This is a genomic window from Paracoccus sp. (in: a-proteobacteria) (genome assembly GCF_047973135.1).
Lineage (GTDB): Bacteria > Pseudomonadota > Alphaproteobacteria > Rhodobacterales > Rhodobacteraceae > Paracoccus.
This window is the reverse complement of record NZ_JBKEBL010000020.1, coordinates 17108-28343: the sequence shown is the minus strand read 5'-3', so window position 1 is coordinate 28343 and position 11236 is coordinate 17108. Positions and strand designations below refer to the sequence as shown.

Below are 11236 nucleotides of genomic sequence, written 5' to 3'. Positions count from 1 at the left end.
TGGCCTCGGTCTGCGGCGGTTCGCTGTCGATGATGGATGCGGGCGTGCCCCTGAAGGCACCGGTGGCGGGCGTCGCGATGGGCCTGATTCTGGAAGATGACGGCAAATGGGCGGTGCTGACCGACATTCTGGGTGACGAGGATCATCTGGGTGACATGGACTTCAAGGTCGCGGGCACCGAAAACGGCATCACCTCGCTGCAAATGGACATCAAGGTTGCCGGGATTACGCCCGCGATCATGGAACAGGCGCTGGCGCAGGCCAGGGACGGCCGGATGCATATTCTGGCCGAGATGGGCAAGGCCCTGACCGAAGGCCGCCGCGAATTCAGCGCCCATGCCCCGCGCATCGAAACCATGCAGATCCCGACCGACAAGATCCGCGAGGTCATCGGCTCGGGCGGCAAGGTCATCCGCGAGATCGTCGAGGTTTCGGGTGCCAAGGTCGATATCAACGATGACGGCGTGATCAAGATTGCCTCGGCCAATGCCGATTCGATCAAGAAAGCCCATGACATGATCTATGCCATCGTGGCCGAACCCGAAGAGGGCCAGATCTATACCGGCAAGGTCGTGAAACTGGTCGATTTCGGCGCTTTCGTGAACTTCTTTGGCAAGCGCGATGGTCTGGTTCATGTCAGCCAGATTGCCAACAAGCGGCTGGGCCACCCCTCGGAGGCACTGAAAGAGGGCCAGGAGGTCAAGGTCAAGCTGCTGGGTTTTGACGACCGCGGCAAGGTGCGTCTTGGCATGAAGATGGTCGATCAGACGACCGGCGAGGAAATCTCGGAAAAGCGCGAAGACGAGGCATAAGCCCGCCCTTGCGCATGGAAAGCCCCGGCAGGTCCGGGGCTTTTTTTTTCGTTCCTTGCCGAACTGACACGATTGTGAAGGCGTCACTGGCAATGCTATGCTCGCGTCATTGAACGGACGGGGTGAGCGATGTTTTCAGGATTTGGACAGGTTATTGGTGCGGGCGCGGTTGCGCTGTCTCTTGCCGGGCCGGTCGCTGCGGCGTCAGTGGCCGATCAATATTCAAGCTATTGGGCACTTGGCGACAGTCTTAGCGATGACGGGAACCTTCCGGGTCTCGTTTACGATTTCGCCACGCAGGGCGTTTCGTCGACTCAGACCGGTACCAACGCCTATTATCGTGGCCGGTTCAGCAACGGGCCGACCTGGGCCGAATATCTGGAGGATGAGTTTGCGGCGGCGGGCAAGCCCAATGACAACCTTGCCATCGGCGGGTCCGAAGCGGCGGAACCCCAAAGCCTGCTTGATCCGACGCCGGGGCTGGAATACCAGAAAAATCGGCTGGTCGATGACCATGCAGGCCAGTTCGGTGCGTCCCCTCTGGTGTCGATCCTCAGCGGGGCGAACGACCTGCTTCAGGGGGTCGCGTCCGCCAACCCGGCGGCCATCGCCGTTGCCGCAGCGGATGCCGTCACCGACACCGCGCGGTTTCTGGCCGGGCACGGGGTCAGAGATTTCGTAATCGGAAACATCCCCGACCTGGGTAAAGTTCCCCGCTTCGCGATGCTTGCGCCCGGTGATGTGCAGGCGGCCCATGACAGCACCGTCGCGTTCAACACCCGCCTTTCCGCGAATATCGGCGACATGCGGGCCGGAGGTCTGAATGTCACCGTTCTGGATCTGTGGGGTATTCTGACCGATATGAGGGCCGCGCCGCAGAATTACGGCCTGACCGACACGACGCGCCCCTGCCTTTACCCGACAGCCGACGCCGCCGCGCTGTTCGGCGAGGCGCAGCAATGCAGCAACGATCAGGCGCTGACGCGACTGTTTTTTGACCCGGTTCATCCCAGTGCCGTTGTGCATCAGACCGCCGGCGAACAGATCATCGCGGCGCTGACCATCGCTCCGGTGCCGCTGCCGGGCGGGCTGGTGCTGTTGTGGGGCGGGCTGGCCGGGTTTGGTCTGCTGCGCCGCCGCCCTTCCTGACGGAACGGTGCGGCCAGACATTTGATCCGGTTGCTTGGCTGCGCATTTCCGCATAACCGCTTTGACGACGGGACGGGGCTATTTGGCCTCCTTTTGGGATGAAATAGGCTGATGCCGGAACCAACGGGACAGATGGACGCGGTCATCGCGTGGGTGGATGGCAGCGATCCCGCGCATGCCGCCCGGCGCAGCACGGCCATGCGGCAACTGGGGATACCCGAGGACAGGCCGATGAACTTTGCATCGGCCACGCGGTTCAGCGATCTTGGCGAGATTTACTATTGCATCGCTTCCATCCTGAAATACGCGCCCTTTATCCGCCGCATCCACATTGTCGCCGACGACCAGAAACCGTCGCAGATCGACGAATTTGCGCGGCAGGGCCTGTGCGACCCCGACCGTATCCGCATCGTCGATCACCGCGAGATTTTTCGCGGCAACGAGGAATTTCTGCCCACATTCAACTGCCGCACCATAGAGGCATTGATGTGGAACATAGACGGCATTTCTGAATACTATCTTTATTTCAACGACGATTTTTTCCTGAATGCACCCGTCAGCCCGACCGATTTCGTCTTGCCCGACGGCAAGTTGCGGCTTGAGGGCGATATGCGGCCCGTGGCGGGCAAGCTGATGAAACAGAGGCTGCGGCAGGCACTGAACCGGCTGCTGGGGCGCAGGCACATGGCGACGCGGACCAATCTGGCGCAGGCGATGGCGGCGCAGATCGTCGGGCAGGACCGGTTTCTGGCGGTGTCGCATGTACCGCGCCCGCTGCGCACCGATACGCTGCGCACCTTCTTTGCGGAAAGGCCCGGCCTGCTGCGCGAACAGCTTGGCCATCCGTTCCGTTCGGTCGCGCAATTCTCGCCCTATGTGCTGGCCAACCAGATCGAACTGGCCGCGGGCCGGGCCGAGGTCGCGCCGACCAGCCCAGTGGTCTATCTGACGCCCTCGAAGGTGGATGAGATGGATCACGTTCTGGAACGGCTGAACGACCCGTCGCGCCCATTTGGCTGCGTACAAAGCCTTGACGAATTTCCTGACGATGCGCGTCAGCGGTTCCGCGCGGCGATGGCCGAAAAATTCGCAGGCTTCCTGCCCGAGAGGTTGGTTCTGTCATGACGGGATTGCGTGCTTCGCTACTGGTTTCCACCTATAACTGGCCCGAGGCGCTGGAAAAGGTGTTCTGGGGACTGTTCGCGCAGACCCGGCGCGATTTCGAGGTGATCATCGCCGATGACGGCTCCCGCCCCGAGACCGCCGCGCTGATCGCCCGCATGGCGCGGCGCAGCCCGGTGCCTGTCATTCATGTGTGGCAACCGGATAAGGGGTTCCGGAAAACGCGCATCCTGAACAAGGCGCTGGCCGTGGCGCAGGGGGACCGGATCGTCGTGACCGATGGCGATTGTGTGGTCCGCCGCGATTTCATCGACACGCATATCCGGCAGGCGCGGCCGGGGCAGTTCCTGTCGGGCAGCTATTTCAAGCAGCCCCGGCAAGTGTCGGACGCCATGGACGAGGCCGCCGTCGCCACGCAAAGCTGCTTTACGGCGCGCTGGCTGATGGCGCATGGCGCGCCGTCGTGGCTGAGGATGGTCAAGCTGGGCGGGCCGCCTCCGGTGGCGTGGCTGCTGGACCGGCTGTCGCGCGCGCGGCCCACCTGGAACGGGCATTCGGCATCGTGCCAGCGGGCCCCGGCCCTTGCCGTGAACGGCTTTAACGAAGACATGAGCTATGGCGGCGAGGATGTCGAATTTGGCCTGCGGCTGAACCATTCCGGGCTGCGGGCGCGGCGCATCCGCTTTTCGACCGTGGCGCTGCATCTGCATCACGAACGCGGCTATGTCACGCCAGAGATGGCAGAGGCCAGCGCGAAGATAAAACAGCATACGATCAGCACCCGTGCGACATGGACGGCCAATGGCGTCGCGCGCTGGCTGGATGCGGATGGCGGTGTCAGGCTGGACGCGCAGGACCGGCTGACGCGGTTCGGCGGATAGGGTGGGTGCGGCCCGCGCAGGGCCGCGCCCTTGCCGGGTCAGGCCGGATCTTTGGCAAAGCGCAGATAGGGCAGCTTGATGTCCAGCGGCCCGAACTTTTCGGTCGCGGCCTTGTCGTCCAGCGACAGCGCGACGATCACATCCTGCCCCGGCACCCAGTTCGCAGGCGTCGCCAGCGGCGCGGCGTCGGTTTTCTGCACCGCATCCAGTGCCCGCAGGATTTCGGCGAAATTGCGGCCGACCGACATCGGATAAACCATCATCAGCCGGATCTTGCGGTCCGGGCCGATGATGAACACGGTACGTACGGTGGCGGAATCGGCGGGTGTGCGGCCATCGGGCAGCCAGGCATCCGCAGGCAGCATGTCATAGGCTTTGGCGACGGTCAGCGCGGCGTCGTCGATGATCGCGAAATTGGCCGGAGTGCCCGCGAATTTCGCAATGTCGCTTTTCCATTTGATGTGGTCATCCACGCTGTCCACGGACACGCCCAGAACCTTGGTGTTGCGCTTTTCGAATTCACCGGCCAGTTGTGCCACCGCGCCGAACTCGGTCGTGCAGACCGGGGTGAAATCCTTTGGGTGGCTGAACAGGATCGCATAGCTTCCGTTAAGCCAGTCGTGGAAACGGATCTCGCCTTCGGTCGAATCGGCCGTGAAGTCGGGGGCCGGATCGTTTATGCGCAGCGACATGAGGTGTCCTTTCAATTCATTGCGTTATGCGCAAAATAGGAGGGCCAGCAGGAAATGCCAGTGCGGACTTGCCGCAGGCGCGGCAAGTTGCCAGATTCAGACAGGATAGCCAAAGGAGGATTCAATGAACTCGCTTTCGGACAAGCGCAAGTTTTACATCAACGGCGAATGGGTCGGTCCGGTGCAGGCCAATGATCTGGAGGTCATCGACCCCTCGACCGAAGAGGCCGTGGCAGTGATCAGCCTTGGCGATCAGGCGGATACCGACGCCGCCGTGGCCGCCGCGAAGGCCGCGTTTCCCGCATGGTCACGCACCAGCCCTTCGGAACGTCTTGCCCATGCCCGCAGGATTCTGGATATTTATCAGCGCCGTGCCAAGGACGTGGCGGCGGCCATCAGTCACGAGATGGGTGCCCCGCAGGACATGTCACTGGACGATCAGGTGGGTGCCGGGGCCTATCACATCAACAATTTCATCAGGGCGTTCGAACAGTTCGACTTTATCCGCCCGCTTGGCGATCACGCGCCCGCCAGCATGACCGCGTGGGAACCCGTGGGTGTGGTCGGGCTGATCACCCCGTGGAACTGGCCGATGAATCAGGTCACGCTCAAGGTGATTCCGGCGCTGCTGGCGGGCGATACCTGCGTGCTGAAACCCTCGGAGATCGCGCCGCTGTCCTCGATGGTCTTTGCCGAGATCGTGGACGAGGCGGGGCTGCCCGCCGGAGTGTTCAACCTTGTGAATGGCGATGGCGTGGGGGTGGGAACACAGCTTTCCGCACATCCCGATATTGACATGATCAGCTTTACCGGATCGACCCGCGCCGGCATCGCGATCAGCAAGGCGGCTGCCGACACGCTGAAGAAGGTGGCGCTGGAACTGGGCGGCAAGGGTGCCAATCTGGTCTTTGCCGATGCCGATGACAAGGCTGTGGTGCGCGGCGCGCGGCATTGCTTTTACAACAGCGGGCAATCCTGCAACGCGCCGACGCGGATGCTGGTCGAACGCTCGGTCTATGATCGCGCGGTCGAGGCGGCGGCACAGGTCGCGCATGAAACGGCGGTGGCCACGGCGCATCAGCCGGGCAAGCATATCGGCCCGGTCGTCAGCAAGGCGCAATGGGACAAGATTCAGGGCCTGATCCAGCAGGGCATCGACGAGGGCGCGCGTCTGGTCGCGGGCGGCACCGGCCTGCCCGAGGGCGTCAATCGCGGCTATTTCGTGCGGCCCACGGTCTTTGCCGATGTCAGCAATGACATGAGCATCGCGCAGCAGGAAATCTTTGGCCCGGTCCTGTCGATCATCCCCTTCGACGATGAAGAACAGGCGATCGCCATCGCAAATGATACGCCCTATGGCCTGACCAATTACGTGCAGTCGCAGGACGGTGCGCGGCGCAACCGCCTGTCGCGCCAGCTTCGCTCCGGCATGGTCGAAATGAACGGCGTGCCGCGCGGCCCCGGATCGGCCTTTGGCGGGGTCAAGGCGTCCGGCCGGGCGCGCGAAGGCGGCAAGATGGGTCTTGAGGAATTCATGGATTCCAAAGAGATCAGCGGCTGGGACGTGCAGGCCTGACCGCCGGAACCATGGCGCCGGGAAAGACTGCTTTCCCGGCGCCCCCCTTTTCCCGATCTGACCAAGGTTCAAGGCATGGACTTCGCCGCCCGCATCACCCGTCATCCCCTGCCATTGGACCATGACCGTGCCAGTTCGGTGGACGGCCTGTTTTCTGGCCTGCCCGCCCCGGTCCGAGACCTGGTCGCGGGCGTGGCGGGCACCAGCCCCTATCTGGCCGGCCTGCTGGAGCGCGAGGCGGAATGGCTGCCCGGCGCGCTGGATCATGATGATGTCGTGTCGCGTGAGACAGACGGTTTCGCGGCGCTGGATGCAACTGATCTGGGCGTTGCGCTGCGGCGGGCAAAGCGGCGGGTCGCGCTGCTGGCGGCGCTGGCCGATATGGGCGGGGTCTGGCCGCTGGAACAGGTGACGGGCGCGCTGTCCGATCTGGCCGACCGCGCCGTTGATCTTGCGCTGCGCGTCCATGTCGCCCACGAAATCCAGCGCGGCAAACTGCCTGCCACCAACGCCGATGCGGGCGGTATCTTTGCGCTGGCCATGGGCAAGGGCGGGGCGCGGGAACTGAATTACAGCTCGGATATCGACCTGATCGTGCTGTTCGACGAAACCGCCTATGCCGATGCCGATCAGCAAGAGGCCCGCGCCGCCCTGATCCGCGCCACCCGCAAGATGGCCGCGACCCTGTCGGATGTAACAGAACACGGCTATGTCTTTCGCACCGATCTGCGGCTGCGGCCCGATGCTTCGGTGACACCAGTCTGCATCTCGACCGCCGCCGCGCTGGCCTATTACGAGGCCGAAGGCCGCACATGGGAACGCGCCGCCTTCATCAAGGCACGGGCGGCAGCGGGCAATATCGCTGCGGGCGAACGGTTCCTGAACGAATTGCGGCCTTTCGTATGGCGCAAACATCTGGATTTCGCCGCCATTCAGGACGCCCATGACATGCGCCTGCGGATCCGCGACCACAAGGGTCTGGGCGGTCGGCTTGAGGTGCCGGGCCACAATATGAAACTGGGCCGGGGCGGCATCCGCGAGATCGAATTTTTCACCCAGACCCGCCAGTTGATCGCCGGCGGGCGCGACCCCGATCTGCGGTTGCGCGACACCGTCGGCGGGCTGGCGGCGCTGGCGGCAAAGGATTGGGTGCCGTCCGAGGCCGCCGCCGAACTGACCGACCACTACCGCGAACACCGCGACATAGAACACCGGATCCAGATGGTGAACGACGCCCAGACCCACAGCCTGCCCAAGGATCAGGACGGTCTGGCGGTGATCGCCGCGATGATGGGCGAGGCCGATACAGGGGCCTGGTCCGCACGGCTGAAGGCGCGGCTTGAACGCGTGCACGAACTGACCGAATCCTTCTTTGCCCCCGGCGAACATGCGGACCTCCCCGAGATGTCTGACGAGGCTCGCGCGATCATCGATCGCTGGCGTGGCTATCCGGCGCTGCGATCCAGCCGGGCGCGGCAGGTGTTCAAGCGGGTGCAGCCCGAATTGTTGTCGCGCATGGCCCGCGCCGCCCATCCCGACGAGGCGTTGGCCCGGTTCGACGGCTTTCTGTCCGGCCTGCCCGCGGGTGCGCAGCTTTTTGCCCTGTTCGAGGCCAATCCGCAACTGATCGAACTGATCGTCGATATCTGCGGAACCGCGCCGGGGCTGGCCGCCTATCTGGCCCGGCACGCGGCGGTTCTGGATGCGGTCCTGGGCGGCAGTTTCTTTGCGCCATGGCCTGGGGCGGCGGCGCTGCGCGATGCGCTGGCCCGCGACGTGCAGGCCGCAATGACCGCGCCGGGCGGCGGCTATGAAAGCGCGCTGGATACAGCGCGGCGATGGGCGCATGAATGGCATTTCCGCATCGGCGTGCATCACCTGCGCGGGTTGATCGACGCGGATGAGGCGGGCGGGCAATATGCAGATCTGGCCGATGCCTGCGTCGGTGCGCTGTTTCCGGTGACAGCCGCCGAATTTGCGCGCCGCCACGGGCCGCCTCCGGGCCGGGGGGCGGTGGTTCTGGGCATGGGTTCGCTTGGGGCGCGGCAGTTGAATGCCGGCTCTGATCTGGACCTGATCGTGATCTATGATGCCGACGGTGCCGACAGTTCCAATGGCCCCCGGCCCCTTGCGGCGCGGCCCTATTTCTCGCGGCTGACCCAGGCGATGATCACCGCGATTTCGGCACCCACAGCCGAGGGGCGGCTGTACGAGGTGGACATGCGGCTGCGTCCTTCAGGGCGGCAGGGTCCGGTCGCGACCTCGGTTCAAAGCTTCGAGAACTATCAGATGACCGAGGCCTGGACATGGGAACATCTGGCCCTGACCCGTGCCCGTATCGTCGCCAGTGCGGGCGAAGGGTCCGGGGTGCTGGCCACGGATATCGAGGCGCTGCGCCTGAAGGTTCTGCGTGCGCATGGCGACGACGCGCGGGTGATGCCTGATCTGGCGGCGATGCGGGCGCGGATTTTCGCGGCCAAGGCCCCCGATGGCGAATGGGAGACCAAGATCGGGGCGGGGCGGTTGCAGGATATCGACCTGCTGGCACAATCCTGCGCGCTGCGGGCCGGGGATGCGGCGCGGGGCACCGTCGCCCAGTTGCGGGCAGGCCGCCGCGACGGGACGCTGACGCCAGAAATCGCGGATGCACTGGCCTCGGCCTATCGGTTCCTGTGGAGGTTGCATGCCTCGGGGCGGCTGCTGACCGAACGGCCGCTGCGTTTCGACGAAATCGGGCTGGGGGGGCAGGAATTTCTGCTGCGTGAAACCGGTTCCGCCGATCTTGACGATCTGGCCGCGCGGCTGGCGCAGCGGACCGGAAGAGCCGCTGAAATCATCGCCGCCGAACTGCCCGAGGGCGATGGCACGTGACAGGCTAACCCGCGCGCGCGTGCAGCAATTCCGGTTCTTGGGGCGTTGCGACCTGTTGCACGATGGCGCGGCGCTGGCCCGGAATTTCGGACAGCGCCCGCCCCGAGATCTGGCCCAGAACCGGCAGTGAGACGGTGCCCGGCAGCGCCTGCGGCGCGGCCTCGGTTTCGGCCTCGTCGAACAGGCCATGCGCGGTCTTGTCCCAGTAAAAAGGCCGCAGCACCACCTCGTAAAGCGCCTTGAGCCCTGCAGCGCAGCCCAGTGGAAAATAGACATGCAGCGTCGGCACCCAGGCCAGCAGATGCCGGTGCTTTGCCCCGCGCACCGCATAAAGGCCGATGACAAGGTTCAGCAGTTCCGACCCGACGAACAGTCCGATCAGCAGGGACAGGGCGGTTCCGTCCAGCGCGTCGCGCAGGGGATGAGGCAGGCCGGCGGCCAGCAGCCAAAAGCTCCACAGCATCGGGGCCAGCAGATATTGCGTCAGCATGGCCAGAAACTGAACCTGAAATCCGACGAAACGGCGCGGCCCCAGATCGTGCCACAGCGCGCCGGGTCGGCGCATATGCACCCCCCAGGTCATCGCGAAACCCTTGATCCAGCGGGACCGCTGTTTGATCCAGGGCACCACGCGGCAATTCGCCTCTTCGTCGGTGGTGGTCTGGACGATCTGGGTCTGCCAGCCGCGACGGGCCAGCCGGACGCCCAGATCAGCATCCTCGGTCACGTTCCACGCATCCCAGGCATCGACATCCTCTAACGCCTCGCGCCGGAAAAAGCAGGTCGTGCCGCCCAGGGGAACAACAAGCCCCAGCCGTGCGATGCCGGGCAACAGCACGAGGAACCACGCCGTGTATTCCACGGTAAAACAGCGCGCCAGCCAGTTGCTGCGCGGGTTATAGAAATCCAGCGCGCCCTGAACACAGCCGACGCGCGGACCGGCAAAGTGGAAATGCCGGGCGATGCGGTGCAACTGGTCGGGATCGGGGCGATCCTCGGCATCCCAGATGCCGACGATCTGCCCCCGGCAGAAATTCAGCGCATAATTCAGCGCCCTCGGCTTGGTCTTGATGGGGCCATCGGGCACCTCGACCACGCGCAGCCAGCGCGGCAGCGCCGCGCCTTTCAGGGCCTTGCGGGTGACGTGATCGCTGGCCTCGATGACCAGCAGGATATCGGTCAGTTCGCGCGGATAGCTTAGCCGCGCCAGCCGCGCGACCAGTCGTCCGGCCACATCGCTTTCCTGAAACAGCGGGACCATGACCGAAATCACCGGCAGCGTCGCGTCCATTTCGGCAGGCTTCAGCGCGGCACTGGCAAGCCCGGCGCCTTGGCGGCGATCATCTCGTGCGGTCCGCAGTGTGGCGATGAATGCCAGCAGTTTCATCCCGCTTTGCGCCACCAGACCGGTGGTCACAACCGCCAGAAATACGCCCAAAAGCGCCACAGGCACCAGCCACAGCGACAGCGCGGCCAGCGCGATCAGGGTGACGGCCAGCCGTCCAAACAGCACTTCGTTCCGCATCCGGCAGCTTTCGTCGGCGGGCACACGCAGCTCTGCCCGTCGGGTCAGCGCGATGCGGCGGGTGGCCAGAACCGCATCCTGTATCTGGGCTTCATCGGCCAGCAGCATCCGGATCGCACCGAACCCTGCCGGGAATTTCGGGATCAGCGCGGCGAATTCGTCGGGATCCGAGGTGGCCACCCATGTGACCCCGCCGATTCGCCGCCACGGCAGCACATTGTGGGTCAGGCAGAAATCGGCACCCGCAAGGTCAATCAGCCGGGGATCGGCCGGGGATTCCGCCGGATCGATCATGCCGGTGCGCCATTGCCGCGACAGCGCCCGCGACAGTGCCTGAGGCGTCACCCAGCCCTGCGCCAGCAGAATTTGCCCCAGTTGCACGTTCTGCCGACGGCGCATGACCAGTGCCTTCAGCAGGTCGCCCTGTTCGACGGCTCCATCCTCCAGCAGGATCTGTCCAAGGGGGCGCAGATTGCGGGGGGCAAGCGTCGGCGCGGTTGTACCTGCCGGTGCGACGTCAACGTCAACGGCGGGGCGGATCGGCGTTACGGCGGCGACGGATGACATGGGCAATTCCCTTTGGAACTGCCCACATCTGGCATCGCAAT

8 protein-coding genes are annotated in these 11236 nt (G+C 64.5%); 6 read left to right on the top strand and 2 right to left on the bottom strand.

All coding sequences use genetic code 11. From position 1 onward, the window contains the following. The 4 genes from ACK5L9_RS01450 to ACK5L9_RS01435 all read left to right on the top strand — a co-directional run. Window positions 1–812 (top strand): S1 RNA-binding domain-containing protein (locus ACK5L9_RS01450; protein WP_416909668.1); only part of this gene is annotated, 812 nt, incomplete at its 5' end. Window positions 813–941: 129 nt separating this feature from the next. Further along, a complete protein-coding gene (locus ACK5L9_RS01445) occupies window positions 942–1961 on the top strand; it encodes an SGNH/GDSL hydrolase family protein (protein WP_416909667.1) in 1020 nt (339 codons plus the stop codon). A 111-nt stretch (window positions 1962–2072) separates the two neighbouring features. Further along, window positions 2073–3086 (top strand): stealth family protein, encoded by a 1014-nt coding sequence (locus tag ACK5L9_RS01440; RefSeq protein ID WP_416909666.1) that lies wholly within the window; start codon window positions 2073–2075, stop codon window positions 3084–3086. Continuing rightward, window positions 3083–3964, top strand: coding sequence for a glycosyltransferase family 2 protein (locus tag ACK5L9_RS01435; RefSeq protein ID WP_416909665.1), 882 nt, complete (start codon window positions 3083–3085; stop codon window positions 3962–3964). The genes ACK5L9_RS01440 and ACK5L9_RS01435 overlap by 4 nt, the downstream gene beginning before the upstream one ends. A 38-nt stretch (window positions 3965–4002) precedes the next feature. Here ACK5L9_RS01435 and ACK5L9_RS01430 read toward each other — a convergent pair whose 3' ends face one another. Then, window positions 4003–4656, bottom strand: coding sequence for a peroxiredoxin (locus tag ACK5L9_RS01430; RefSeq protein ID WP_416909664.1), 654 nt, complete (start codon window positions 4654–4656; stop codon window positions 4003–4005). A 124-nt stretch (window positions 4657–4780) separates the two neighbouring features. Here ACK5L9_RS01430 and ACK5L9_RS01425 point away from each other — a divergent pair, with 124 nt between their 5' ends. After that, window positions 4781–6232, top strand: coding sequence for an aldehyde dehydrogenase family protein (locus tag ACK5L9_RS01425; RefSeq protein ID WP_416909663.1), 1452 nt, complete (start codon window positions 4781–4783; stop codon window positions 6230–6232). Window positions 6233–6307: 75 nt separating this feature from the next. After that, window positions 6308–9103 (top strand): putative nucleotidyltransferase substrate binding domain-containing protein, encoded by a 2796-nt coding sequence (locus ACK5L9_RS01420; RefSeq protein ID WP_416909662.1) that lies wholly within the window; start codon window positions 6308–6310, stop codon window positions 9101–9103. A 4-nt stretch (window positions 9104–9107) separates the two neighbouring features. Here ACK5L9_RS01420 and ACK5L9_RS01415 read toward each other — a convergent pair whose 3' ends face one another. Further along, window positions 9108–11195, bottom strand: coding sequence for a glycosyltransferase (locus tag ACK5L9_RS01415; protein ID WP_416909661.1), 2088 nt, complete (start codon window positions 11193–11195; stop codon window positions 9108–9110). Window positions 11196–11236 lie beyond the last annotated feature (41 nt).